General features: G+C 49.7%; 23 protein-coding genes. 4 read left to right on the top strand and 19 right to left on the bottom strand.

Annotated features, from left to right (window positions below):
• Positions 1–18 precede the first annotated feature (18 nt).
• The 15 genes from KNV97_RS08070 to yceD all read right to left on the bottom strand — a co-directional run bounded on the left by KNV97_RS08070 (position 19) and on the right by yceD (position 13,134).
• Positions 19–474 (bottom strand): hypothetical protein, encoded by a 456-nt coding sequence (locus tag KNV97_RS08070; protein WP_136482743.1) that lies wholly within the window; start codon positions 472–474, stop codon positions 19–21.
• Positions 474–2,093: a PTS transporter subunit EIIC gene (locus KNV97_RS08065; protein WP_136482741.1), complete on the bottom strand. Its 1,620-nt coding sequence runs from the start codon at positions 2,091–2,093 to the stop codon at positions 474–476. The genes KNV97_RS08070 and KNV97_RS08065 overlap by 1 nt, the downstream gene beginning before the upstream one ends.
• Before the next feature lie 446 nt (positions 2,094–2,539).
• Entirely contained in the window at positions 2,540–3,307 is a 768-nt protein-coding gene (locus KNV97_RS08060; RefSeq protein WP_218562855.1) for a TatD family hydrolase, read from the bottom strand.
• Complete coding sequence (gene holB, locus KNV97_RS08055) at positions 3,298–4,263, bottom strand: DNA polymerase III subunit delta' (protein ID WP_218562854.1); 966 nt, start codon at positions 4,261–4,263, stop codon at positions 3,298–3,300. Before holB ends, KNV97_RS08060 begins: the two co-directional genes overlap by 10 nt.
• Before the next feature lie 3 nt (positions 4,264–4,266).
• Positions 4,267–4,896 (bottom strand): dTMP kinase, encoded by a 630-nt coding sequence (tmk, locus tag KNV97_RS08050; RefSeq protein ID WP_218562853.1) that lies wholly within the window; start codon positions 4,894–4,896, stop codon positions 4,267–4,269.
• A 27-nt stretch (positions 4,897–4,923) separates the two neighbouring features.
• On the bottom strand, positions 4,924–5,937 hold the full coding sequence (mltG, locus tag KNV97_RS08045; RefSeq protein WP_136482733.1) for an endolytic transglycosylase MltG: 1,014 nt from the start codon (positions 5,935–5,937) through the stop codon (positions 4,924–4,926).
• A complete protein-coding gene (gene pabC, locus KNV97_RS08040; protein ID WP_136482731.1) occupies positions 5,934–6,737 on the bottom strand; it encodes an aminodeoxychorismate lyase in 804 nt (267 codons plus the stop codon). Before pabC ends, mltG begins: the two co-directional genes overlap by 4 nt.
• A gap of 88 nt (positions 6,738–6,825) precedes the next feature.
• The gene (gene fabF / locus KNV97_RS08035; RefSeq protein WP_136483180.1) at positions 6,826–8,070 is read right to left on the bottom strand and encodes a beta-ketoacyl-ACP synthase II; all 1,245 of its coding nucleotides are present in this window, start codon (positions 8,068–8,070) and stop codon (positions 6,826–6,828) included.
• Between the two features lie 89 nt (positions 8,071–8,159).
• Positions 8,160–8,393, bottom strand: a complete 234-nt coding sequence (gene acpP, locus KNV97_RS08030; RefSeq protein ID WP_014204679.1) for an acyl carrier protein — start codon at positions 8,391–8,393, stop codon at positions 8,160–8,162.
• Between the two features lie 234 nt (positions 8,394–8,627).
• Positions 8,628–9,362: a 3-oxoacyl-ACP reductase FabG gene (fabG, locus tag KNV97_RS08025; RefSeq protein WP_136483179.1), complete on the bottom strand. Its 735-nt coding sequence runs from the start codon at positions 9,360–9,362 to the stop codon at positions 8,628–8,630.
• Positions 9,363–9,389: 27 nt separating this feature from the next.
• Positions 9,390–10,313: an ACP S-malonyltransferase gene (fabD, locus tag KNV97_RS08020; protein WP_136482729.1), complete on the bottom strand. Its 924-nt coding sequence runs from the start codon at positions 10,311–10,313 to the stop codon at positions 9,390–9,392.
• 103 nt (positions 10,314–10,416) lie between these two features.
• Positions 10,417–11,367 carry a beta-ketoacyl-ACP synthase III gene (locus KNV97_RS08015; RefSeq protein WP_136482727.1) on the bottom strand — a complete coding sequence of 317 codons (951 nt, stop codon included), beginning with the start codon at positions 11,365–11,367 and terminating at the stop codon, positions 10,417–10,419.
• 5 nt (positions 11,368–11,372) lie between these two features.
• Positions 11,373–12,398, bottom strand: a complete 1,026-nt coding sequence (gene plsX, locus KNV97_RS08010; protein ID WP_136482725.1) for a phosphate acyltransferase PlsX — start codon at positions 12,396–12,398, stop codon at positions 11,373–11,375.
• A 9-nt stretch (positions 12,399–12,407) separates the two neighbouring features.
• Entirely contained in the window at positions 12,408–12,578 is a 171-nt protein-coding gene (gene rpmF / locus KNV97_RS08005) for a 50S ribosomal protein L32 (protein ID WP_039429829.1), read from the bottom strand.
• Between the two features lie 31 nt (positions 12,579–12,609).
• Complete coding sequence (yceD, locus tag KNV97_RS08000; protein WP_136482723.1) at positions 12,610–13,134, bottom strand: 23S rRNA accumulation protein YceD; 525 nt, start codon at positions 13,132–13,134, stop codon at positions 12,610–12,612.
• A gap of 160 nt (positions 13,135–13,294) precedes the next feature.
• On the opposite strand from yceD, the gene KNV97_RS07995 reads away from it, so the two are divergent.
• Positions 13,295–13,876, top strand: coding sequence for a Maf family protein (locus tag KNV97_RS07995; RefSeq protein WP_136482720.1), 582 nt, complete (start codon positions 13,295–13,297; stop codon positions 13,874–13,876).
• Positions 13,877–14,032: 156 nt separating this feature from the next.
• Here the strand turns inward: KNV97_RS07995 and rluC are convergent, their stop codons facing one another.
• The gene (gene rluC / locus KNV97_RS07990) at positions 14,033–14,983 is read right to left on the bottom strand and encodes a 23S rRNA pseudouridine(955/2504/2580) synthase RluC (RefSeq protein WP_136482718.1); all 951 of its coding nucleotides are present in this window, start codon (positions 14,981–14,983) and stop codon (positions 14,033–14,035) included.
• 616 nt (positions 14,984–15,599) lie between these two features.
• On the opposite strand from rluC, the gene rne reads away from it, so the two are divergent.
• On the top strand, positions 15,600–18,722 hold the full coding sequence (gene rne / locus KNV97_RS07985) for a ribonuclease E (protein ID WP_136482716.1): 3,123 nt from the start codon (positions 15,600–15,602) through the stop codon (positions 18,720–18,722).
• A gap of 145 nt (positions 18,723–18,867) precedes the next feature.
• Here the strand turns inward: rne and KNV97_RS07980 are convergent, their stop codons facing one another.
• Positions 18,868–19,638: a DUF481 domain-containing protein gene (locus tag KNV97_RS07980; RefSeq protein ID WP_136482713.1), complete on the bottom strand. Its 771-nt coding sequence runs from the start codon at positions 19,636–19,638 to the stop codon at positions 18,868–18,870.
• A 498-nt stretch (positions 19,639–20,136) separates the two neighbouring features.
• Between KNV97_RS07980 and KNV97_RS07975 the strand changes: the two genes are divergently transcribed.
• A complete protein-coding gene (locus tag KNV97_RS07975) occupies positions 20,137–21,696 on the top strand; it encodes a SulP family inorganic anion transporter (RefSeq protein WP_218562852.1) in 1,560 nt (519 codons plus the stop codon).
• Between the two features lie 102 nt (positions 21,697–21,798).
• Here KNV97_RS07975 and KNV97_RS07970 read toward each other — a convergent pair whose 3' ends face one another.
• Both KNV97_RS07970 and adhE read right to left on the bottom strand, forming a co-directional pair.
• Entirely contained in the window at positions 21,799–22,677 is an 879-nt protein-coding gene (locus KNV97_RS07970; protein ID WP_136482709.1) for a DMT family transporter, read from the bottom strand.
• A gap of 249 nt (positions 22,678–22,926) precedes the next feature.
• A complete protein-coding gene (gene adhE / locus KNV97_RS07965) occupies positions 22,927–25,644 on the bottom strand; it encodes a bifunctional acetaldehyde-CoA/alcohol dehydrogenase (protein ID WP_136482707.1) in 2,718 nt (905 codons plus the stop codon).
• A 631-nt stretch (positions 25,645–26,275) separates the two neighbouring features.
• On the opposite strand from adhE, the gene KNV97_RS07960 reads away from it, so the two are divergent.
• Positions 26,276–26,911, top strand: coding sequence for a YchE family NAAT transporter (locus tag KNV97_RS07960; protein ID WP_136482705.1), 636 nt, complete (start codon positions 26,276–26,278; stop codon positions 26,909–26,911).
• Positions 26,912–26,964 lie beyond the last annotated feature (53 nt).

Raw genomic sequence — 26,964 nt, 5'->3', positions numbered from 1 at the left:
TACTTTGTTACTACTGAGTCAGGCCTTACTCCGTGCCCGGGTTTCATGCAGCGGCTCAACATTGTACATGTAGAGCTGAATCGCCGAATAGGCGGCATACAATCCCAGCGTGGCACAAAAAAAGACAATTTTCTCTTTTTCGCGCGATAAGTACGTCGACAAATCTTTAGCTTTGATCCACTGACCACTGTCGACCCGCAGCAGGTATTTTCCCAGAGACTTCCCTATCAGCTTAAAACAGAGAGTACTGAATCCAAGATATATCCCGATAAAGATTAACAGCATCGCCAGTACAATCAGTAACAGAACTGGCAGAGCCAGATTGTCATTCAGTGACATGCCTCCGCTCTTCTCAGCGAAGACACCTGTTACCACCACCATCAGAACCGACATCACCGCTTGCGTGAACATCTTGGCCACCATCAAATCGATGATAAAAGCGCCGGTTCTTCTGAATTTGTCTCCGCTATTCATTACTTACCAAGCAGAGAGTTGATTTGTGCTTTGTAACCTGCAGCTTCTGCGCCGTAGATTGCCTGGATACCAGTTTCGCCAACTTTAACCAGACCACGAGCACCCAGCTCTTGAGTCCAGTGTTCGTTGCCTTTCACCTGTGCGCCATCTTTAACAGTGATACGCAGACGAGTGATACATGCATCCACATCAACGATGTTTTCTGCACCACCCAGAGCTTCAATCATGTCTTTCGCTTTCTGGTTGTCACCAGCTGCACCGCCTTTTGCTGCGTGGTAGTCTTTCTTAGAAACCACGGCAACTGCGCTGCCTTTACGGCCTGGAGTCTTGACGTCGAACTTCACGATGAACCAACGGAACACGAAGAAGTAAACGAACGCGTAAGCGATACCAACTAGCGGGATGAAGTACCAGTTGTTCTCAACACCAGTCACACCTGGCAGTACACCAAACAGAGCGAAGTCAATGAAACCGCCACTGAATGTCATACCAACTTTAACATTGAGCATATCCATCAGCAGGAATGACAGACCTGCCAGCGGCACGTGCACTGCATAGTACAGAGCTGGAGCCAGGAACAAGAAGGTAAATTCGATTGGTTCAGTGATACCAGTCAGGAATGCAGTCAGAGCAACTGAGAACAGAAGACCACCGGCTGCTTTTTTGTTCTCGTCATCCGCCAGAGTGTACATAGCGTACGCTGCTGCTGGCAGACCGAACATCATGAACGGGAACTTACCAGTCATGAAGTTGGTTGAAGTAAATTGAGAGAAGTCACCGCTTGCCAGAGAAGCGAAGAACATGTTCTGTGTACCCTTGATCACTTCACCAGCGATAGTCGCAGTACCGCCGATTTCAGTTTGCCATAGTGGCAGGTAGAACACGTGGTGCAGACCAACAGGGATCAGAGAACGCTCGATGATACCGAAGATCAGAGACGCAACGTAACCGTGGCCACTTGCAGTCATCTCACCCAGAGCCGCACCGATTGCACCGAACGCAGCACCAAAGAATGGCCAGATAAAGGTCAGAACGATGCCGTAGAACAGCGCAGCAAATGCACTAATAATTGGAACAAAACGTGCGCCACCGAAGAAACCCAGGTAATCAGGTAGTTTCGCGTCGTGGTATTTGTTATGCAGAACAACCGTGATAGCACCTGCGATCAGACCACCGAACACACCCATACTCAGTGTGTTGCTGATACCCAGCACATCAGCCAGTACGCCCGGGTATTCGCTGCCCATCAGTACGACTGTGTTAGAGTCCAGGTTGATCATGTTCGCTACAGTCAGCGTTTTCGCGATTGCAACGTTCATTACCAGGTATGAGATCAACGCAGCCAGTGCAGCAGCACCTTTTTCAGCACGCGCAAAACCCACGGCGATTGCCAGCGCAAACATAACTGGCAGGTTAGCAAATACGATGCCGCCAGCGGCAGTCATTACTTGCAGGAAGCTATTCAGAATAGTTCCGTCCTGAAGCACACTGATGTTGTACGCTTCGATCATTGTTGGGTTAGTAAAACTACCCCCGATACCCAGCATGATACCCGCCGCTGGTAACAGCGCGATGGGTAACATAATGGACTGTGAAAGTTTACTAAAGAAACCTTTCATACGTTTATGCTCCTGATTAAGTTATTAGTATTCTTGAGTTCCAACGGCACACCCCCGTAGCCTCAGTGTTGGCCCTCAAGGAAAATGTAACGCGAATGTCATTATATTTTCCGGCTCTAAATATATCTTGATGCCCCTCAAGCTTTCTAGCGACTAATGAAATTTAGTTTCAAATTATTAGACAGATCACAATACCCACCACAGAGTGAAATCCTTTACATTTCATCTATCTAGCTGTTTTTAATGATAAAAAAATAACTAATCATTAATTTCATGCAGTAAATAAAATAGAGCCAATTGTTATTTTACGTAACAAAATTTCATTTCCGCATTTTAAAGCCAGATTTCCAACACATTTGGTGAACAACAGGCACGCCAATGCACTAAAGCGCCATTATGTATAAAAAACAACCCATACCGAGCCGTTTTTCACAATGATTTATTTTTTATCGTAAAAAAAGTTGCTGGAAATTTTGGGTGGTTTTTTCAGCGACTTCCTTAAGAGAGATACCTTTGAGCTGCGCAATATAAGCCGCGACTTCAACCACATATGCCGGTTGGTTTTGCTTACCGCGGTGCGGAACCGGCGCCAGATAAGGCGAATCGGTCTCAATGAGCAGGCGCTCTAGTGGTAACTGCTTCACCACATCTTTCAGTTCTTGCGCCTGGCGAAAGGTGACGATACCGGAGACAGAAATGTAAAAACCCAGCTCCATCGCCGCCTCGGCAAACGCCAGATCCTCGGTAAAACAGTGAATGACACCACCACAGCGCTCCGCTCCGCCCGCACGCAGAATATCCAGTGTATCCTGACGGGCATTTCGGGTATGAATAATCAGCGGCTTGTTGAGCGCTACTGCTGTTTCGATATGCTGCTTAAATCGCTCTTGCTGGAGCGGCGCCGTTTCCGGCTCATAATGGTAATCCAGACCGGTTTCACCAATCGCAACCACTTTGGGATGTGATGCATATTCCTGAAAACGGGCGAGTTCAAAATCACTCGCAACATCGAGCGGGTGTACGCCACAGGAAGCGTAAACATTATCGTAAGGCGTGATCATTTCCAGCATGCCGGCAAATGAATCCAGAGTTACCCCGACCGAAAGCAGCTGTTTTACATTAGCCTGCCTGGCCTTTTCTATCACATCTTCGATGCCGTTATGTAATTCATCATAATCGAGTTTATCGAGATGACAGTGCGAATCTACAAACATGCTTCCTCATTTAATTTCAGTAACCAATCAGTGATCAGCAGCTCACCGTTCAAACCGGTGAACGTTCTCAGTTGTTCTATCAGTTTAGCCAGACGGTCAGTCTGTTGCTGTAACTGAGCAAAGTTCATCAGCCCGGCAACCTGTTCACAACCCGGCGTAAAATACGCCTGCCGAATGCCAAACTGCACTTTCTGCGCATCTGTCAGTAAATACCATAACCAGCTTAAACGTTGTACCGGCTGCGCTGCCGCCGCTTTGGCGCAATTGATCAATGCACTGACATCACCTTGCAGCGCAGCAATAAACTGACTTTCCAGCGCGCTGTAATCCGCCACTCCCCCTTCGGCAATGAATACCTGTGTGGTCAATGGCGCATTGGCATGAATGTGCGCGGCATAAGGCGGCACGCTTTTATCCAGAGTCTCACTCAGCCAGCAAGACACCATCTGTGTCGCTGGTTCTGCGACGTTGATTTGCTGACAGCGGCTCACTATGGTCGGCAGAATATGACTAATGCGCGTCGTCACTAACACAAACACGCACTTACCTGCCGGTTCTTCCAGCGTTTTGAGCAGCGCATTAGCTGCCGATTCATTCATCGCTTCGGCAGGTTCAATCACTATCAGCCGGTAGCCGGACAGTTGCGACGATTCCTGCGCCAGACGATTACAGTGACGAATTTGCTCAACACTGATAGAACGGCCCTCTTTTTCTGGCCGAACCACATGATAGTCAGGATGATTCCCCGACTGCATCAAATCGCAGCTGTGGCAGAACCCGCACGCTTCACCGTCCTGCGCTGAACACATCAGTGCCGCGGCAAACGGTTTAACCAGCTGAAAGGCGCCCACACCAGCCGGCGCTGCAATCAGGGTCGCAGCAGAAAAGGTCTGGTTTTTAAGCCGTGCCTGCCAGGACAACCAGGCATCATTCAGCCAGGGATAAATCGGTTGCATCGCCTAAACCACCTTGAACCAGGAGTCCAGCGCCTGACGAATACTGTTCGCCACTTCTGCCATGCTCTGGGCGGCATCGATGATCACTACCGACTCATCAGCGCGGGCGATCTCCAGATAACGCTCGCGGGTACGTTCAAAAAAGCTGATGTCCATTTTTTCTATCCGATCCAGTTCGCCACGGCCGCGGGCGCGTTCCAGGCCAAGCTTAGGGTCAATATCCAGATACAGCGTCAAATCCGGCTTAAAATCACCAAGCGTGGTCTGTTTCAGATTATGCAGGGTCTCGGCTGCAATTTGCCGACCTCCGCCCTGGTACGCTTGTGAGGACATATCATGACGATCACCCACAACCCAATCGCCTCGGTTTAACGCCGGCTTAATCACGTTCTCAACTAACTGCACGCGTGCTGCGTACATCAGCAGCAGCTCTGTAATATCCTGCAGCACTTCACCGTCATGCTCTTCCTTAATCAGCGAGCGCATTTTTTCCGCCAGCACAGTACCGCCCGGCTCACGAGTGCGGGTGATATGGTCGATACCCTGCGCGTGCAGCGCTTCAACCACAGCCTGGATAGCCGTGCTTTTACCGGCCCCTTCCAGGCCCTCTACTACGATAAATTTTGCATTCATGGGTTTTATCTTTGCTAATCGCTATGTTTACTGCTGTCTGAGCTGTTTCAGGTACGCACGCACCGCACGATTATGCTCGGTCAGACTTTTAGAAAATACGTGGCCACCGTTACCGCTGGCGACAAAATACAGATACGCGCTTTGCTCCGGATTAAGAGCTGCCGCGATAGATGCCTCACCCGGCATTGCTATCGGTGTTGGTGGTAAGCCGTTAATCACATACGTATTATACGGGGTGGCTGTGCGCAAATCTTTACGACGGATATTACCATCATAACTCTCGCCCATTCCGTAAATTACCGTCGGATCCGTCTGCAAACGCATCCGCTTATTAAGACGGTTGACAAACACCGAAGCAACCCGGGTACGCTCTTCTTCCACCGCCGTCTCTTTCTCAATAATGGACGCCAGTATCAGGGCCTCATAAGGCGATTTTAGTGGTAAATCCGGTTGACGCTGCTGCCAGGCGCTGTCCAGAATGGCTTCCAGTTTGGCGTGTGCCCGTTTCAGGATGTCCAGATCGCTGGTGCCCTTGGTAAAGTGGTAGGTCTCGGCCAGAAACAAACCCTCCAGTTTTTTCTGCTCCACACCCAGTAACTGCGCAATCTCGGCTTCTGATTTGCCGGCCAGAGTATGTTCCAACTGCTCATCATGTGCCAGCATAGCCAACCACTCATTAAAACGGCTGCCTTCCACAAAAGTGATCGCAAACTGGTGCTCTTTCCCGGATACCAGCAAATTCAACGCATCACGCAGCGTGCTTTGCGGCTCTACCTGATAGGTACCTTTCTTTATCTGAACCAGTTCCGGATGGAAACGACGCACCAATTTGGCGGCAAAACTATGCGTAATCCACTCCTGGCGGGTCATCTGAGTCAGCGCACTATTCAGACTGGTTCCGGCGTTGACCGTGAACAGTTGTTTAGTTTCGATACCCAGCGGCTGAGTGAGATAATCTTCAACTTGCTTAGTGACATAGAAATAGCCGACTGCGGCCAGTGCCAGCAGAGTAAACAGCAGTGAAACGAGTTTTTTAATCACGAATGAAAGCTCTCCTGAAAGCGTCGTGTGTAGTGACCGATTGGGTATGCCCGTCCGCCAATTTCAATCACCGGAGCGGTTTCCATAATAGCATTGGAGATAAACACCTCATCGGCATCCGCAAGATGGTCGAGCTTAAACGTCCCGCTCTCGAGGTTCAATCCCAAATCGGGCGCTTGCTCAACAATCAGCCGCCGCGCCACACCAGCTACCCCTGAGTTGCTCAGGTCCGGTGTGTACAAAGTATCGCCTTTCCGCCAGAATAAATTCGCCATGGTGGTTTCGACCACATGCTGATTCAGGTCAAGGCACACGCCGTCGGCATAGCCGGCCTGATCCATTTCTGCTTTGAGCAGCACCTGCTCCAGGCGGTTATTGTGTTTGTGACCCGCCAGCATCGGGTTGAGCCCCATACGATGGTGACAAACGCCGAGACGAATCCCCTCCTGCTGCCAGGCGGCATAGTGAGCAGGATATGAAAAATGACTGATAGTCACGTCAGGGTGAAGTAAATTGGCCGGGCTATAACCACGTCCGCCTTGACCGCGGCTGATATGCAGCTTAAGGCCTGCTTTGTCATCCGCCAGCATCGCCTGCTGCAACCACAGGCTGATCGTGTCCCAGTCCGGCAGGGGAATAGCCAGCACATTCAGGCACGCTTCCATTCGCTCAACATGATAGCACCAGTGCTCAATCCGGCCCTGCTTGGTCAGCATAGTGGTGAAGCAGCCATCACCATATTGAAACGAGCGATCCGAAACCGCGACCACATCCGTCAGTTCGCCATTGTGCCAGAACATATTCTACTCCCTGAAAAAGAAACGGCTTAATGCTAAGCATCAAGCCGTTTCAACTCAAATATTTTCGCTAACTGTTGCGGTCAGGATTTTATACGCGTTTGAAAATCAGTGAACCGTTTGTGCCACCAAAGCCAAACGAGTTACACATAGCGTATTCCATACCTTCAACCTTACGCGCAGTATTTGGAACCAGATCCACACCCAGACCTTCTTCTGGATTGTCCAGGTTAATGGTCGGTGGAACAATCTGGTCTACCAAAGACATCACTGTAATGATTGCCTCTACTGAACCCGCAGCACCCAACAGGTGACCGGTCATCGACTTAGTCGAAGAAACCAGTACTTGCTCAGAGCCTGCTTCGCCCAGTGCACGCTTGATGCCTTTCACTTCCGCCACGTCACCAGCTGGTGTAGACGTGCCGTGTGCATTGACGTAACCGATTTGCGTACCAGTTAGGTCAGCATCACGCATCGCCGCCTCCATAGCCAGCGCACCGCCTGAACCATCTTCACTTGGTGAAGTCATATGGTAAGCATCGCCCGACATACCGAAACCAACGATTTCTGCGTAGATCTTCGCGCCACGAGCTTTCGCGTGTTCGTACTCTTCGATCACCATCACGCCTGCACCGTCACCCAGTACAAAACCATCACGGTCTTTATCCCAAGGACGAGACGCTTTCTGTGGCTCATCGTTACGAGTAGACAGCGCTTTTGCTGCACCGAAACCCGCCATACCCAGAGGGGTTGACGCTTTTTCGCTGCCGCCGGCTACCATGGCGTCTGCATCACCGTATGCAATCATACGCGCAGCATGGCCGATGTTGTGCAGACCTGTAGTACATGCAGTTGATATCGCGATGTTAGGACCGCGCAGACCACGCATGATAGACAGGTTACCCGCTACCATGTTAACGATGGTAGAAGGAACAAAGAACGGGCTCACTTTACGTGGACCTTTCTCCATAAGCGCCTGATGACCTGTTTCGATCAAATCAAGACCGCCGATACCAGAACCGATGGCAACACCAACGCGAGGCGCGTTTTCTGCAGTGATGACCAGACCTGAATCGTCTAGCGCTTGGATACCCGCGGCAATACCGTACTGGATAAACAAATCCATTTTACGGGCATCTTTTTTAGACATGTACTCTTCGCAGTTAAAATCTTTTACCAGACCTGCGAAACGAGTAGAAAAATTTGTTGTATCAAAGTGCTCGATATTCACGATACCACTTTGACCAGCTAGCAGGGCTTTCCAAGAAGATTCTACTGTGTTGCCTACCGGTGACAACATACCCATGCCAGTGACAACGACACGACGCTTGGACACGATCATATTCTCCGGAAATGAAAATTCTATGAGAGATAATAGATGAGTGAGAAAAACTCAGGCGGCCAGAGGGCCGCCTGGGGAGAGCATTACTGAGCGCTGTTTACGTAGTCGATCGCAGCTTGAACAGTAGTGATTTTCTCTGCTTCTTCATCAGGAATCTCAGTGTCGAATTCCTCTTCAAGAGCCATAACCAGCTCAACAGTGTCAAGAGAATCAGCACCTAGGTCTTCAACGAAAGAAGCTTCGTTTTTAACTTCTGCTTCGTCTACACCCAGCTGTTCAACGATGATTTTCTTTACGCGTTCTTCGATGTTGCTCATTTTTACTTTTCCTTTACAGATTTCGCCTAATGCGATGATGCCGTAGTTTATTCGAACTAGTGAAAGTTGCAAGGGGCACCTTGCTGGTCAAACCACAAATTTGGCGATTTTAACCGAAATTCACACCATTTTTGACTTATATCATGCACAAATCTTGCGCATTTAAACGTTAAGTTTCAGGCGAAGTCAACCATTTACTTCACAGTTTGCGCTCACTTCGCCGCAAACTTAGCGTTAAACCATGTACATTCCGCCGTTAACGTGCAGAGTTTCGCCGGTAATGTACGCAGCTTCCGGAGATGCCAGGAAAGCCACAGCAGAAGCAATTTCACGTGGGTCACCCAGACGACCAGCCGGCACTTGTGCTAGTGTAGCAGCACGTTGCTCGTCATTCAGCGCTTTTGTCATATCAGTTTCGATAAAACCTGGTGCAACTGTGTTCACAGTCACACCACGTGAAGCAACTTCGCGTGCCATTGACTTAGTAAAGCCGATTACACCCGCTTTCGCTGCTGCGTAGTTAGTCTGACCTGCGTTACCCATCGTACCAACAACAGAACCCACATTGATGATACGACCATGACGTTTTTTCATCATACCACGCAGAACCGCTTTAGACAGGCGGAAGATAGATGTCAGGTTAGTATCCATGATATCTGTCCATTCATCATCTTTCATGCGCATCAGCAGGTTATCACGGGTGATACCCGCGTTGTTAACCAGGATGTCTACGCCACCGAATTCGTCATTGATGTTTTTCAGTACTGCTTCGATAGATTCAACATCGGTCACGTTCAGTGCCAGACCCTTACCATTGTCGCCCAGATAAGCGCTGATCGCTTCTGCGCCGCTTTCGCTGGTTGCAGTACCAATCACTTTCGCACCACGTGCTACCAATAGTTCCGCGATCGCTTTACCGATACCGCGACTTGCGCCAGTAACCAGGGCAACTTTGCCTTCCAGGTTCATGAAATCACTCATGTCTATTTCCTACTTTTACTTAACTGCGTCCAGTGAAGCGATATCGTTCACTGCTTGCGCGTTCAGCGTTTTCACAATACGTTTAGTCAGACCAGTCAATACTTTACCCGGGCCAACTTCAATCAGAGTCTCAATGCCTTGCTCACTCATCTTCTGCACGCCTTCAGTCCAGCGAACCGGGCTGTGCAGTTGGCGAACCAGTGCATCTTTAATTTTTGCCGGATCCGTTTCAGCCGCAACATCTACGTTGTTGATCACCGGAATTTGTGGCACGTTGAACTCAAGTGCTTCCAGTGCCACAGCCAGTTTATCGGCTGCCGGTTGCATCAGAGCGCAGTGTGACGGTACTGAAACCGGTAGCGGCAATGCACGTTTGGCACCCGCTTCTTTACACAGTGCACCGGCACGTTCAACTGCGTCTTTCTGACCGGCGATAACCACCTGGCCTGGCGAGTTGAAGTTCACCGGGGACACAACGTCACCTTGTGCGGCTTCCTCACACGCTTTCGCAATCGCTTCATCGTCCAGGCCGATGATAGCAAACATAGCGCCGGTACCCGCAGGAACGGCTTCCTGCATCAACTGACCACGCAGTTCAACCAGTTTGATGGCCGCTTTAAAGTCAATCACACCGGCACAAACCAGAGCAGAGTATTCACCCAGGCTATGGCCGGCCAGCACTTGTGGCTGCTCCAGGCCCAGCTCCTGCCATACGCGCCAGATAGCAACGGATGACGCCAGCAGTGCAGGTTGAGTGCGGAAAGTCTGGTTGAGATCTTCTGCAGGGCCATTTTGAACCAGAGCCCAAAGATCGTAACCCAGAGCGTCAGACGCTTCTGCAAAAGTTTGTTTAACTACATCATACTGTTCGCCAAGCTCAGCAAGCATACCCACTGCCTGAGAGCCCTGACCCGGAAATACGATAGCAAACTTGCTCATGTTTTTTTCCTTAACTTAATAATGAATAAGGAGTCTTGCGACTCCTTAAGTCTGAATATTTATCGCGCGTTGCTGCTAAGTTCAACCGTCCGTTGTGAATCAATCAGAACTTGACCAATGCAGAACCCCAGGTGAAACCACCACCAAAGGCTTCCAGCAACAGAGTCTGGCCACGTTGAATGCGTCCGTCACGAACCGCTTCGTCCAGTGCAGTTGGCACGGTAGCGGCAGAGGTATTGCCATGACGGTCCAGAGTGACCACGACTTGATCCAGCGACATCGACAGTTTTTTCGCCGTCGCTGAAATAATTCGATAGTTCGCCTGATGAGGCACTAACCAGTCTAGTTCAGACTTGTGCATATTGTTGGCAGCCAGTGTATCTTTCACCAGCTTTGACAATTGTGTCACGGCGACTTTAAACACTTCGTTACCGGCCATATGCAGCCATTTGTCGACATCACCGCCGCGCTCCGGGACTTCCAGGCTCAGCAGATCGCCAAAACGGCCGTCCGCGTAAATGTGGGTTGACAGAATACCCGGCTCTTCGCTGGCACCCACAACCACAGCACCGGCACCGTCACCAAACAGAATGATGGTTGAACGATCGGTCGGATCACAGGTTTTTGACAGCGCATCCGCGCCAATCACCAGAACATTTTTACACATACCCGATTTAATGTGTTGATCTGCCACCGACAAACCGTACATAAAACCCGAACAGGCTGCAGCCAGGTCAAACGCCGGACAGCCCTGAATCTCCAGTTTCGCTTGTACCTGACAAGCTGAAGACGGGAAAGTATGACTGCCGCTCGTGGTGGCGACAATGATCAGATCGATGGCTTCTTTATCAATGCCAGCCATCTCGATTGCATTCTGAGCCGCATAAAACGCCATATCGGCAACCGTTTCATTTTCGGCAGCAATCCGACGCTCACGAATACCGGTGCGAGTGACAATCCACTCATCACTTGTATCTACCATTTTCTCCAGATCGGCGTTGGTACGCACTTGAGATGGCAGGTAGCTGCCTGTACCTAAAATTTTGCTATACATGAAGACTAATAATGCCTCTCGAGTAAAACCGCTTCCAAACGATCGCTTATACGGCTGGGGACTTGTCGTTTCACTTCATGTACCGCTTCGGAAATGGCATTCACGACAGCGGATACATCAGCACTTCCATGACTTTTAATGACAATGCCGCGCAATCCTAGCAAACTTGCACCGTTATACTGGTCGGGGTTCAGTGTTTTTAGTTCAGTAAATAGTTCAGAAAACAGCTTTCTGGCAATCCAACCCTTTATGGATGAGGCTAAAAACTTACTTTTTAACTTATCGATAAAGAGTTGCGCAGTTCCTTCACAGGTTTTCAAACAGATATTGCCGACGAAACCGTCACAGACTATCACATCCGCTGCATCGGTCAGCAGTTGGTTACCTTCAATATAACCGATAAAGTTCACTGCGTTAGTCTGTTGCAACATTCCTGAACAACGTTTGACAAGATCATTACCTTTTATTTCCTCAGCGCCGACATTCAAAATAGCGACCCTGGGAATGCGGGACAAATGTTGCTCCGCCAATGCAGCCCCCATAACGGCAAACTGGAACAGAGAATCGGCATCACTCGACACATTGGCGCCTAAATCCAACATCCACACTTTACCGCCGGACGCGGTGGGTAACGCCGATACTAAAGCAGGACGGTCAATACCTGGTAACAATTTGAGTCGAAAACGGGATAACGCCATCAAAGCTCCGGTATTACCTGCACTGACGCAGGCATGGGCCTGGCCTTCAGCGACCTGATCAATCGCCATCGCCATTGAACTGCCCTGACAATGACGCAGTGCTAATGATGGTTTTTCGGAGTTAGAGATAACTCGGTCACTGTGCAGAATGCACAAACGGGCATCTGATTCGTAACCTAGAAGAGAAAGTTGCTGGGCGATCTCAGTCTGATCACCGATGAGAGTCACTTTTAGCTCTGGGAAATGCGACAGTGCCTGCACGGCGGCAGGCACTGTAACGCGAGGACCGAAATCCCCGCCCATTGCATCAAGTGCAACGGTTAAATTTTGCAAAGGTCAACCTTACTTGTTGATAACCTTTTTGCCACGGTAGTAACCTTCAGCAGTCACGTTGTGACGCAGGTGAGTTTCACCTGAAGTTGCGTCTACAGATAGTGCAGCTGTAGTTAGCGCATCGTGTGAACGACGCATACCACGGCGTGAACGTGTTTTACGGTTTTGTTGTACGGCCATCGACCCTACTCCTATGTTATTGCTTAAAGATTTACTTCTTTAAACTTTTTAAAACATCGAACGGATTCGGCTTCTCTTCCAACACTTCGTCTGGAAGTTCACCAAACACCATATTGTCTGAAGTAACGCTACAATCTGCTTCGTCGTGCATCGCAACCTGGGGCAAGTTTATGATGAACTCGTCTTCAACTAACTGAATCAGGTCAACCTCACCGTACTCGTTCAGATCTACCAAATCGTACTCGTCGGGGGCGTCTTCTTCACTTTGCTGCCCTTTATAAGGGGTGTAAGTGAATTCAACTTCACACTGATGTGTGAAAACCTCATTACAGCGTTGACACTCTAAATCGACTTCGATGTTAGCTTTACCAGAGATAACAACAAGTCGCTGTTCATCAAGCCCAAATGACAATGAGACTTGAGCGTCGCGTTTAACGCCTTCGACTGACTCCTCTAAGCGCTTGAAAAGACTCATTTGGATGATGCCATCGTAATCAAGTCGTTTCTGAGCGGCTTTACCCGGATCAATCGTTCGCGGTATTTTTACCTTTTGCATAGGGCGCGAATATTATCTTCCAAAATAGATTTAGTCAAAGAAAAAGGCAAAAAAGTTACTTTTTTTTCCCTTTCCGTATAGAGAATTATGAGCAGCCTGTTTGTTGATATAAGCTGCCGTAAAACCCATGATAATTGTACAGTAAGAAGCGTATAAAAAGATGCAAAATTACCAACTTGTTTTAGCGTCAACTTCCCCTTTCCGTCAACAGTTGCTCGCCAAACTGCAGATCCCGTTTACCACCGCCACCCCGGATTGTGATGAAACCCCACTGGTCGGTGAGAGTCCGGAGCAGTTGGTATTGCGCCTTGCTGAGGCGAAAGCACGCTCCTGCCAGGTTACCGGCAACAGCCTGGTGATTGGCTCGGATCAGGTGTGTGTCATTGACGGCCGGATTGTCGGCAAGCCCCACACCCGTGATAAAGCCATCGAACAGCTGCTCAGTCAGAGCGGTCAGGCGATCACCTTCTATACGGGCCTGGCACTGTATAACCGCAGCACCGACAAGGCTCAGGTGGTTTTAGATACCTTTACCGTTCACTTTCGCAAGCTCACTCCACAGATGGTCAGCCGTTATGTTGACCAGGAGCAGCCACTGCACTGCGCAGGCAGCTTTAAAAGTGAAGGACTCGGCATCGCCCTGTTTGAACGGCTGGAAGGCGACGATCCGAACAGTCTGGTCGGACTGCCGCTGATTCGCCTTATTCGCCTGCTGGAAAACGAGCAGTTTGCGGTACTGTAAGCATTAAGCTGAGCTGAAACTTCATTCCGCTGCATATCTTAATTTCGCCGCATAACTTAATTTCACCACATAACTTAATTCAGCCACAAATAACGAAGGCTTGTCATCCGACAAGCCTTTGCATTGCTACACCACCAGTCGCTCTGACTGAAAGAATCAGCCTGCCTGACGCATTTTGGCCAGTGCCTGCTCCAGTTTATCGTCGAGAGGCGCATTGATTTCCATTTTTGCGCCGCTGCCCGGATGAACAAACTGAATGTTGGCGGCGTGTAAAAACAGACGGTCAATGCCAAACTTAGCGGTATAGGCGTCAAAACGGCGATCACCATAACGATCATCCCAGGCGATCGGATGACCCATGTACTGAGTGTGCACACGGATCTGGTGGGTGCGGCCGGTAATCGGACTTGCCTGAACAAGCGTAGCTTGTGAAAACTTCTCAAGAATTCTAAAACGGGTCTCTGACGGCTTACCGTTCGAGTTGACCCGCACGATACTGTTCACTTCGTTTTTCAGCAGTGGCGCATTGACCGCTTTGCAGCTGGCTTTCCACTCCCCCATCACCAGCGCAAAGTAGTACTTCTGCACGGTTTTTTCGCGAAACTGGCTCTGCAGGTGACGCAGCGCCGAGCGCTTCTTAGCCACCAACAAAATGCCTGACGTATCGCGGTCAATCCGGTGCACCAACTCAAGGAAGCGAGCCTGCGGACGCAGCGCACGCAGCGCTTCAATCGCGCCAAACTTTAAGCCGCTGCCGCCATGCACCGCTGTACCGGATGGTTTATTGAGCACCAAAAGATGCTCATCTTCATACAGTACACAATGCTCCAGTTCTGCGACCTTATTGAGCTTAGTACTCGGTGCCGCGATCTCTTCTTCTTTCACTTCCATGGTCACCGGCGGAATCCGCACCATATCGCCGGCCGCCAGCTTGTATTCGGCTTTGACGCGTTTTTTATTGACGCGCACCTCGCCCTTACGCAGGATTCGGTAAACCACGCTTTTAGGGATGTTTTTTAATTGGTTGCGCAAGAAATTATCAATGCGCTGACCAGCCATGTCTTCGTCGATATCAACGAACTGGACTTGGGTTCTTATTTCGCTCATGGCGGCTATTCTAACCGTAATAGGATGAAATTCACATTTTCTTGGTAACAAAAAAAACGCTTTCAGCTTAAAACTTAAGCTAAATTGTTGAAACTCACATCAATGCGGCGCACTGCTCCGACAGTTAAAGCCTGGAATACGCGCAAAACTCAAATTTGTCACTGGTTTTCACTAAGAATTTTGCGTGTTCACTGACATTTTTTATACAGAACCGCAAAATTTTAAGCGCTTTCTAATAAAGCAGATTGCTGAGTTTACCAGTCACTGCTATAGTTCACAGCTGCAATAATCGAACAGGTGGCATATTATCTGTAGCCGTTTGATTAACGCAAGTTTATGAGTAGCTAAGCCAAAAACCGATGTGCTGCACACGGCGTAAGACACAGTTGATTAAGGCGTTCTTGTTGCTCTACTCATCGTCATTTCATGTTGAGTATCCTCCGCCACTACGCGGATCACAGGCGAGTGAAACGCTTGTGATACTGAAGTGCCCTCAGAGCATCCCCCTCCAGCCGGGAGGCTGTAATAACCAAGCCATGGGATCAGGCACCGTGAAAACGAAACAAAAGCAATAAGAACAACAATCAAAATGAAGAAAAGATAACGAGATTTTTAAATGAAAAGAATGTTAATTAACGCAACTCAAAAAGAAGAGTTGCGTGTCGCGTTGGTCGATGGCCAGCGACTGTTCGATTTGGATATCGAAAGTCCTGGACATGAATCGAAAAAAGCGAATATCTACAAAGGACGTATTACCCGCATTGAACCAAGTCTGGAAGCCGCATTCGTCGACTACGGCGCTGAAAGACACGGTTTCCTTCCTCTTAAAGAAATTGCCCGCGAATACTTCCCAGAAGGTTACAGTTACCAAGGCCGCCCAAGCATTAAAGAAGTGCTGACGGAAGGTCAGGAAGTGATCGTACAGGTAGAGAAAGAAGAACGTGGCAGTAAAGGCGCGGCTCTGACTACCTTTATCTCACTGGCTGGCAGTTACCTGGTTCTGATGCCAAATAACCCTCGTGCCGGCGGTATTTCACGTCGTATCGAAGGTGATGAACGCACTGAACTTAAGGCAGCACTAAGCACGCTGGAACTACCGCAAGGTATGGGTCTAATTGTTCGTACCGCAGGTGTTGGGAAAAGTGCGGAAGAGCTGGAGTGGGACCTGAATGTGCTTATCAACCACTGGAGCGCAATCAAACAGGCATCTGACTCTAACCCGGCCCCATTCCTGATTCACCAGGAAAGTAACGTCATCGTACGTGCCATTCGTGACTATCTGCGTCGCGATATCGGCGAAATTCTTATCGACAGCAACACCATCTATGAACGCGCTCTGGAACACATCCGGTTGGTGCGACCTGACTTCATTAACCGAGTCAAGAAATACGATGGTGAAGTGCCACTGTTCAGCCACTTCCAAATCGAGAGCCAGATCGAATCTGCTTTCCAACGTGAAGTTCGTCTTCCTTCCGGCGGTTCAATCGTTATTGACCCAACTGAAGCTCTGACCTCTATCGATATCAACTCAGCACGCGCAACCAAAGGCGGCGATATTGAAGAGACGGCTCTGAACACGAACCTGGAAGCGGCCGATGAGATTGCTCGTCAGTTGCGTCTGCGTGACCTGGGCGGTCTGGTTGTTATCGACTTTATCGACATGACACCTGTTCGCCATCAGCGTGAAGTAGAAAACCGTCTGCGTGAAGCTGTGCGCCTGGATCGTGCTCGCGTGCAGATCGGCCGTATCTCGCGCTTTGGCCTGCTGGAAATGTCGCGTCAGCGTCTGAGCCCGTCGCTGGCAGAAGCCAGCCATCACATCTGTCCGCGTTGTACCGGTACCGGTGTTGTGCGTGACAACGAATCTCTGGCGCTGTCTGTACTGCGTTTGATTGAAGAAGAAGCACTGAAAGACAACACCTCTCAGGTACTGGCGGTTGTGCCAGTCTCGATCGCTTCTTACCTGCTGAACGAAAAACGTCGTTCCGTTAACCACATTGAGCGTCACCAAGATGTGAAAATCACTGTGGTACCGAACTCTGATATGGAAACGCCGCACTTCGAAGTTATCCGTATCCGCGAAGGTGAAGAGCAGGAAATGCTGTCTTACCTGATTCCACGTAAACTGGAATCAATGAAAGAAGCAGAAGGCAAAGATCTGGGTGATGCCGATATCAAACCTAAGCGTCTGGAAGAACCAGTGCTGAAAGGTTTTGCGGCTCCGACTCAATCGGCTCCGGTACCTAAACCACAGCCGGTCGAAGCACCGCAAGCTGCGCCAGCTCCAGTGCAACAAGAAAAACCGGGCCTGATTTCCCGCTTCCTGAACGCTCTGTCAAACCTATTTGCCGCACCTCAGGCAGAAGAGCCAAAACAAGCTCAGGAAACTGAGGAAAAACCACAGCAGAAACCGCAAGGTGACCGCAACAAGTCTTCCCAACCTCGCCGTGAACGTAACGATCGCCGCCGCAATCCGCGTGATAAGAACCGACGCAAAGCGGATGACGTGAAAGATGCGAAACCACAAGAGAGCAATAAGCCTGCGGATAAAGACGCGCAAAGCAATCGTAAGCAAGAGCGTAAACCAAAACAGGAACGCACAGATCGTAACGAGCGTAACGACCGCAATGCTAATGATCAGCGTCGCAACAAACGTGACGACAGCAAACGCGATGAAGCGAAATCCAGCAAGGTGATGGAACAGGGTCGCAAACTGGCGACCGACGCTCAGCAACAAGACGTAACCGAAGCGCCTCGTCAGGAAGCGCAAGAGGAAAAAGCGGCCGTTGTCAAAGAGCGTCGTCAGCGCCGTAAACTGACCAAGCAGATCCGTATTAAGGATCAAACTGAAGCAGCCATCACTGCAGCCGCTCAACCAGAGCAGACAGCAGAAGCGAAATCAGTGAAAGATAACAATACCAAGGTTGCTGACACTGACGGGGAAAATACTGAAAAAGACGAGCAGAAACAACGCCGTAACCGCCGCTCACCACGTCATCTACGTGCCAGTGGTCAGCGTCGTCGTCGCGGTCGCGACCGCCGTCCGAACCCATTCCGTCTGCGTAAAGGTGGTGTCGCATCACCGGAAATGGCGATGGGTAAAGTGATGCCGCGTTATGATCTGCCGAAGCCGAAGAAAGCAAAAGCAGAACAACAGGCGCAAACTAATGTCACTCTGGGCGGTTTCGCTTGTCCGGAGATGGCGATGGGTAAAGTGATCATCCGTCGTGAAGCGCCGGTGGCAGAGCTGGTAACAGACAATGCAGCGGTTGAAGCAGTCGTGGTTGAAACGGCAGCGGTTGTTGAGACCCCAGTCGCTGAAAGCCCTGTGATTGAAGCACCTGCCGTTAAAGTCAGCACACCAGCTCCAGAAGCAGCGCCTACGGCAGCGGCAGAACAAATCGCTGCGGCAGTAGAGGCACCAGCAACAGAAGACGTTGAGGTTGCACAAGCGGCTGCTGAAGTGGTGACAACTGAACCAAGTGTTGAACCAGCGCCGGTTGCAGAAGTGATGGAGCCAGTGATTGAAGAAGCACCTGTGATTATCACAGCGCCGAAAGCAATCGCCGTGACGTCCGGCCGTGCATCAGCACCAATGGCCAAAGCACCAGGCAGCAGTGAGCTGAAAGAGATTGCCGTAGTGGCAGCACCACTCCGCGCTGAACGTTACCAGCCTCGCGGTGCCGGCAGTCAGGTTGCTCGCAACCAGGCCGGTGCAGCAATGACTAAGCCACAGTAACTGACTAACGTCGCTGTTAACGTACTAATACGCTGAAAAGTAAAAGCCCACCTGAGAAGGTGGGCTTTTTTATTACAATTTGTCGCTCAGAACTGGCGATGTCCCTTTCAACGAACGGCCTCACCCATGACGGGCGACGGACCGATTAGAACGCGTAGTTCAGGCTGATGGTACTGTAGATTTCATCATGATCTCTGCCAGACGCCACTTCTGTGTTGTAGATATATTCCGTATCCAGCACCAGTGCCAGTTTCTCGGCCAGTTTGTTTTTCAGGTACGCGTTGGCTGTTGTGGTTGTGTTTGAATCACCGTAGTCCATCCGTACACCACCACCAATATCAAGTGCATCACTGACTTTCAAGCTGCCATTAATAAAGCCGTTGGCAATGATTTCATCCTCTGAACGGTTAGGATGGTCTTCATCAAAAGACTGACGTTTCGAATAACGGAAACCCGGACCAGCACCAACTTCCAGTTTCGATGTTTCGGTATCAAGTAAGGTATAACCAAAACCACCTACTAACAGCGCCTGGTGACGATAAGTCGCATATTGGTCATGCTCGTACTTGGCGTTACCAAACACAAAAGAGCTTTGCGATAAGGTGTGTTTGATATCGTAGATCACACGATATTTGTTGGTCCCGTCGTCATCAGCGTCACTATCGGACTTATGTGAATAGTAGGTCGCCAGAGAGAGCTTTTGCTTACGCATCTCTTCATCATAATTAATTGTGGCACCTGAGTTGATCGACATCGAAGTACTATCCGTTTTGGAATAGATAAAGCCTAGTTTGGCATCCCCGCTGAATTGTCCCCCTTGTGTCTCTTGTGCACCTTGCTCCTGAGTCGCATAGGCAGAACAAGACAATGCACTGATTAACGCCGTCAGTGCCGTGTTTCTTGCTGACAATGGCATGGATAACCTCCAACTGAAAAATGGCAAAGCCGCCAGTATATGACACCAATCACACTACTCCGTTAATTTTCAGTCAAAACTAGACTTAACTGCCTAGAAAACAAGCAAAAGTCTGACAAACATCGCTATCGGCACACGCTGAACTGACATGCAACACGGTTTCCCCCCTCCCTTATCCTCGCAAACGTGTGTCCTGATAACTGCTCTGCCTTCACAAGGATGTGTGTCCTGATAACAGCTGCTGATAACGGCTGATACTCGATCATTCATCACAGTAATAATTTCATCCCTGCTCAGACATTCGGCCGGTTAATTGTTGAACTTAATCACACTATTCAGTACCATTCTGCGCTTAACTAGCGACACCTAAACGCTGCTACTCTTTGCTTCCCCAGTTTCGGTTGGTCCCGGATGACGTCAGTCGTCACCAGGCACTGCTAAACACAGCACGCACAAGTGTCGCCGTTCATTTAACGACAGCGAAAAAACTGAGTACTCATGTTTGAATTCCCCCAATTTTCCAAGCATTCGGTAAAAAATGACGTGCTATCCGGTCTGACGGTAGCACTGGCATTAGTTCCCGAAGCCGTCGCGTTTGCCTTTGTGGCAGGCGTAGATCCTATGGTTGGTCTGTATGCCGCCTTCATCGTTGGTCTGGTCACCTCTATTTTTGGTGGTCGTCCTGGCATGATCTCCGGTGCAACGGGTGCGATGGCAGTGGTTATGGTCAGCCTGGTTGCGACCCATGGTATTGAGTACCTGTTCGCAGCAATTATGCTGGCCGGTGTATTACAGATTTGCGCAGGCCTGTTCAAACTGGGCAAGTTTATTCGTATGGTGCCACATCCGGTCATGATTGGTTTCGTCAACGGCCTGGCTATCGTGATTTTCCTGGCTCAGCTTGGCCAGTTTAAAGCACCGGATCTGAATGGCATCCTGACCTGGCTACCGCAAGATCAGATGATGCTGATGCTGGGTCTGGTCGCCCTGACGATGGCAATCATTCACTTTTTGCCTAAGCTGACCACGGCAGTACCCTCGTCACTGGTTGCGATAGTCACTATTACTTTGCTGGTACAAGGCCTGGGGCTGGAAACACGTACTGTGGTCGACTTCTTGCGCTCAATGTCGGGTAATGATGCAGCGACCCTGGCTGGCAATCTGCCGACCTTCGCTCTGCCAACAGTTCCTATGACACTGGAAACGCTGCAAATTATCCTGCCTTATGCAGTGATTCTGGCCGCTGTCGGTCTGATCGAATCTCTGCTGACACTGACGGTTCTGGATGAAATGACCAACACACGCGGTCAGTCAAACCGCGAATGTATGGGTCAGGGTCTGGCGAACATGACCTGTTCCGTGTTCGGCGCTATGGGTGGTTGTGCCATGATTGGCCAGTCGATGATCAACGTTAACTCAGGCGGCCGTGGCCGACTGTCAGGTATCGTTGCTGCGGTCATGCTGCTGTTCTTTATTCTGTTTGCTTCATCACTGATTGAAATGATCCCGCTGGCTGCGCTGGTTGGTGTGATGTTTATGGTCGTGATTGGCACTTTCGAATGGGCCACCTTCAAACTGGCACGCCGCGTACCAAAACAAGACTTTTTTGTTATCGTACTGGTGACCGTAGTAACGGTATTTACTGACCTGGCCATTGCAGTATTAGTGGGTGTGGTTGTCTCAGCTCTGATGTTTGCCTGGGAACACGCAAAACACATTTATGCCAGCACCCAAATCAATGACGAAGGTTCAAAAATTTACCTGATCAACGGCCCGGTGTTCTTTGGCTCTGCGGCTAATTTCCTCGAGCTGTTTGATGCGCAGAACGACCCGCAAGATGTGATTGTTGATTTCGCCCAGTCACGCGTTGCCGACCATTCAGCGATTGAAGCGATTGAGACTATCGCCGAGCGTTACGCCTCGGTCGGTAAAACCCTGCATCTGCGTCACCTGAGTGAAGATTGTCGTGCCCTGCTGCACAAAGCTGGCAGCCTGGTCGAGATTAACGTCAAAGAAGACCCAATCTATAAAGTGGCCACTGACTCACTGGCCGGTTAATCAACGGCTTGTGATTGAAACAGCAAAAAGCCTCTCGATTGAGAGGCTTTTTATTATCCGCAATCGGGTATCCGATCGGGCTGCCTGATTAATACAACCGGGTCAGGTCCACATCACTAATACTGCCGCCAGGGCAACTAAAATCAGTCCCAGCCCGTCTTTAATTCGCACTTTCTGTCGCAACCAGAATACAGAGATCAGCATGGTGAAAAAGATCTCCACCTGACCCAACGTTTTCACATACGGTACCGCCTCCAGCGACATCGCACTGAACCATCCGAGCGAACCGATACAGCTGCACACACTGGTCGCCACCACAATCTTGGGGCGCAGCCATAGTGCTTTGAGCGTGGCCGGATCGCTCACCAGCAGATACGCCACCAGCATCAGAGTCTGGAGCGAGATGACCGACAGCAACACCCAAGCGGCGCTATATGGAAAAGGCAACCCGAGCGCAAGACTGGCTTCACGAATCCATAATGATGTTAACGCAAAAGCACTGCCGCTGCCGAGGCCAAGTAAAACCGTCGGTACCGACAACTGACGCCAGCCGCCCTGTGTGCTCATCATGAACACTCCGACACCACCTATCACTACCCCGCTCCATCCGAGCAGACTCAGGTGAGTGCCAAAGAAAATCATCCCTAGAATAGCGGCGACCAAGGCTTCACTTTTGGCGAGTCCGGCACCCACCGCATAATTATTGAATTTAAACAATTTCACCATCAAAGCCGTAGCAATGATTTGCATCACGGAGGCTCCGACCACAAAACTGGTAAAGCTGAGATTAAAAATTGGCAGTGCTGCCTCGGGTTGGTATTGATACAGTCCGAGCAGATAGAGCGCAGCGATCGGGCTTGCCCACAGAAAACGGGCCAGGGTCACACCGGCCGTTTTCACATCGCCGGAAAGATGGCTTTGAAAGGCATTACGCCAGGATTGCATGAAAGCAGCGAGAAAAGTAAAGAAAATCCATGTCATGGGCGATGATCCGATAAAGAGCGAAAGCGCTATGCTATGCAAACTGTGGTTTATCGGCAACCTAAATCCGGCCAGATACAGTAATAACAGCGGCCAGCCACAACTCATGCCCTTAATCAGTCTGTCCCAAGGCACAGGCAAGGCCTTACCGGCTGCCAGGGCGGTGGTTTGGGGCTGACCATAAAAAAAACCCGCCGGATGGCGGGTTTTTTTATGGCTAGGTTTTCGTGCTAGCGAAAACTTATCTCATTACGCTTCAGCTTTGTCTTTTTTCGCTTTAGGCGCTGCGGCTGGAGCGGCGACTTTGGCAGCTTCCTGATCCGCTTTCTTCTTGATAACGGTTGTACCTTCGAAAGTTTCACCTTCAACGAACGCTTTACCGTAGTAAGAAGCTGACAGCACTTCTTTCAGCTCTGAAATCAGAGGATAACGTGGGTTCGCACCAGTACATTGGTCATCGAAAGCTTCAACCGCAAGCTCATCCAGTTTCGCCAGGAAGTCAGCTTCATTGACACCTGCAGCCTGAATCGACATTGGGATATCCAGATTCACTTTCAGCTCATCCAACCATGCCAGCAGACGTTCAATCTTCTGCGCAGTGCGGTCGCCAGCCTGGCTCAGACCCAGGTGGTCTGCCACTTCAGCGTACCGACGGCGTGCTTGTGGACGGTCGTATTGAGAGAATGCAGTCTGTTTAGTCGGGTTATCGTTCGCGTTGTAACGTACCACGTTAGAAATCAGCAGTGCGTTCGCCAGCCCGTGTGGCAGGTGGAACTCAGCGCCGATTTTGTGTGCCATTGAGTGACATACACCCAGGAATGCGTTAGCAAACGCGACACCTGCGATAGTCGCTGCGTTGTGTACTTTTTCACGGGCAATCGGGTCTTTAGAACCGTTTGCGTAGCTTGATGGCAGGTATTCTTTCAGCATTTTCAGCGCTTGCAGAGCCTGACCGTCAGAGTATTCGTTCGCCAGTACAGAAACATAGGCTTCCAGAGCGTGAGTCACCGCGTCGTAACCACCGAAGGCAGTCAGAGACTTAGGCATGTTCATCACCAGGTTAGCATCCACGATAGCCATGTTTGGAGTCAGTTCGTAGTCCGCCAGTGGGTATTTCGCACCAGTTTTGTCGTCAGTAACTACGGCAAACGGAGTCACTTCTGAACCGGTACCTGAAGTGGTAGTGATACATACCAGCTCAGCTTTCTGGCCCATTTTAGGGAACTTGTAAATACGTTTACGGATATCCATAAAACGCATTGCCAGTTCTTCGAAGTGAGTCTCTGGGTGCTCGTACATTACCCACATGATTTTCGCTGCGTCCATTGGAGAACCACCGCCGAGCGCCAGGATAACGTCTGGCTGGAAGCTGCTCATCGCTTCAGCACCTTTCTTAACCACAGACAGAGTTGGATCGGCTTCTACATCAAAGAAAGTCTGTACTTCCATACCCTGAGCTTTCAGCAGTTGTACCACATCATCAGCATAACCGTTGTTGAACAGGAAGCGGTCAGTTACCAGGAACGCACGTTTTTTACCTTCCAGGTCGCTCAATGCGATTGGAAGACTACCGCGACGGAAGTAGATTGACTTAGGTAGTTTATGCCACAACATGTTTTCAGCTCGCTTCGCTACAGTTTTCTTGTTGATCAGGTGCTTAGGACCTACGTTCTCAGAGATAGAGTTCCCCCCCCAAGAACCGCAACCCAGGGTCAGAGACGGCGCAACGTTGAAGTTGTACAGGTCACCGATACCACCGTGAGTGGTTGGGATGTTGATCAGGATACGTGCAGTTTTCAGCTTGTCACCGAAGTAACGGATACGGTCTGCGTTCACGTCTTGGTTAGTGTAAAGACCTGAAGTATGGCCGATACCACCGATTTCAACCATGGTTACTGCTTGTGCAACCGCATCTTCAAAGTCATCGGCACGGAACAGACCCAGAGTCGGAGACAATTTCTCATGCGCAAACTCGTCATCGTGAGAGACTTTACCCAGGCCTTCACCGACCAGTACTTTGGTGTCTGCAGGGACAGTCACACCCGCCATTTGCGCGATTTTCGCTGCAGGCTGACCTACGATTTTCGCGTTCAGCGCACCGTCAATCAGCAGTACTTTACGCACTTTTTCCGCTTCAGCTTTGCTCAGTACATACGCTTTGTGAGAAGCAAAACGTGCTTTCACTTCATCGTACACTGAATCAACCACGATAGCGGCCTGCTCAGAAGCACACACGACACCGTTGTCGAATGTTTTAGACATCAGGATTGATGCTACTGCACGTTTGATGTCAGCTGTTTCATCAATCACAACCGGTACGTTACCCGCACCCACACCGATCGCTGGTTTACCTGAAGAGTACGCCGCTTTCACCATGCCCGGACCACCGGTCGCAAGGATCAGAGCGATACCTTCGTGTTTCATCAGCGCGTTAGACAGTTCGACAGACGGCTCATCAATCCAGCCGATGATATCTTTTGGCGCACCAGCCGCTACGGCTGCATCCAGAACCAGTTTCGCTGCATCGTTGGTAGAGTTCTTGGCACGTGGGTGTGGCGAGAAGATGATGCCGTTACGAGTCTTCAGAGAAATCAGAGACTTAAAGATCGCAGTGGAAGTCGGATTAGTGGTTGGAACGATACCGCAGATAATGCCGACCGGTTCAGCGATAGTCATCGTGCCCAGGTTGTCATCTTCTTCCAGCACACCACAAGTCTTTTCGTCTTTGTACTTGTTGTAGATAAACTCAGACGCAAAGTGGTTCTTGATTACTTTATCCTCAACGATACCCATGCCAGATTCCGCTACCGCTTGTTGCGCCAGGGGAATACGAGCTTGGTTAGCTGCCAGCGATGCTGCACGGAAGATTTTGTCTACTTGTTCCTGAGTGTAAGTAGCAAATTCGGCTTGTGCCGCTTTCACACGTGCTACAAGAGCATCAAGTTCAGCCAAGTTAGTTACAGGCATAATGAATCTCCTAAAAATATAAAAATGTTAAAAACTCTTTATTAAGCATGTGTCTTTAAGTTTTGGCCATTTCGTCAATCATTTATCTAACGACAGGCTTAGTAAATTGCTTTCATGGCTGAGTATAATCTTTCACTGTGGGACAAATATTGACTCAGATCAGTTATGAAAAAGTAATTACCACTCTAGAGGTATTCACCCTAAGAAAAACAATCTAAGCTATTAATTTATAAATACAAATAAAACAAACACCACTCAGAAAAATATTCAGTATCCCGACAAAACAAACTCAAAGCGCCACATAACCCTGTAAAAAAGTTTCATTTTTGTACAACCACATTACATGTACCCGTGGATTAATGTGCCACTAAGCAGTATATCTTTTCAGCGATACGCCTCCACACCACTGCGTAAATTTTCGCCAAACCGTGCTCTGGTTAACATCCTCACCCTAAGTTGCACACAAAACCAACAATAACGGCACGTTTGGTTCACACTCAAATCCAATGATTAGTTTTTCTTAATCATCAGAGGCCTGCAGCGATACTTTTTTTCATTCGTGCTTTAACAGGCTTTGCACTACATTAAGCCTGCTTTTTATGTCAACCCTGTGATTTCAAGAGAATCCTTAATGCAATTTGAGTTCGCTATTTTTCTGCAGTTTTTCCTTGGCCTTGTGGCCGCCGTTAACCCGGTCGGTATCATGCCTGTGTTTGTCTCGCTGACCGGCCACATGACACCGGAAGAGAAGAACAAAACCGCAGCCACCGCTAACACAGCCGTTGCGGTCATTTTGATCATTGCATTACTCGGTGGTCAGATGTTGCTGGATATGTTCAGCATTTCCCTCGACTCTTTCCGCGTGGCAGGCGGCTTACTGCTGCTCAGCATCGCGTTTTCGATGATGAGCGGTAAACTGGGGGAAGATAAGCAGAATAAGCAGGAAAAGACCGAATACATCAGCCGTGAGCAGATAGGTGTGGTTCCTCTGGCGATGCCGCTGATGGCAGGCCCGGGCGCGATCAGTTCGACGATTGTGTATGGTTCGCGCTATCCGGCGATGATGGATACCTTAGGCATCGTCGTTACGATTATTTTGTTCTGCGTGGCATCATGGGTTCTGTTCCGCTCCGCACCTTATATCGTGCGCTTACTGGGTCAGACCGGGATCAACGTCATCACCCGTATCATGGGCCTGATTCTGGGCGCATTGGGGATTGAATTTATCGCGAACGGATTACGCAGCCTGTTTCCGGGACTGGCGTAAGCTGTTACCGGATTAGCCTAACGCCCGACATAACGTTATGATATTGCAACGAG

It is taken from the genome of Vibrio ostreae (assembly GCF_019226825.1).
In the GTDB taxonomy this organism is placed as follows: domain Bacteria; phylum Pseudomonadota; class Gammaproteobacteria; order Enterobacterales; family Vibrionaceae; genus Vibrio; species Vibrio ostreae.
The sequence above is the reverse complement of the archived record's forward strand: the minus strand, read 5'-3'. Positions and strand labels throughout refer to the sequence as shown.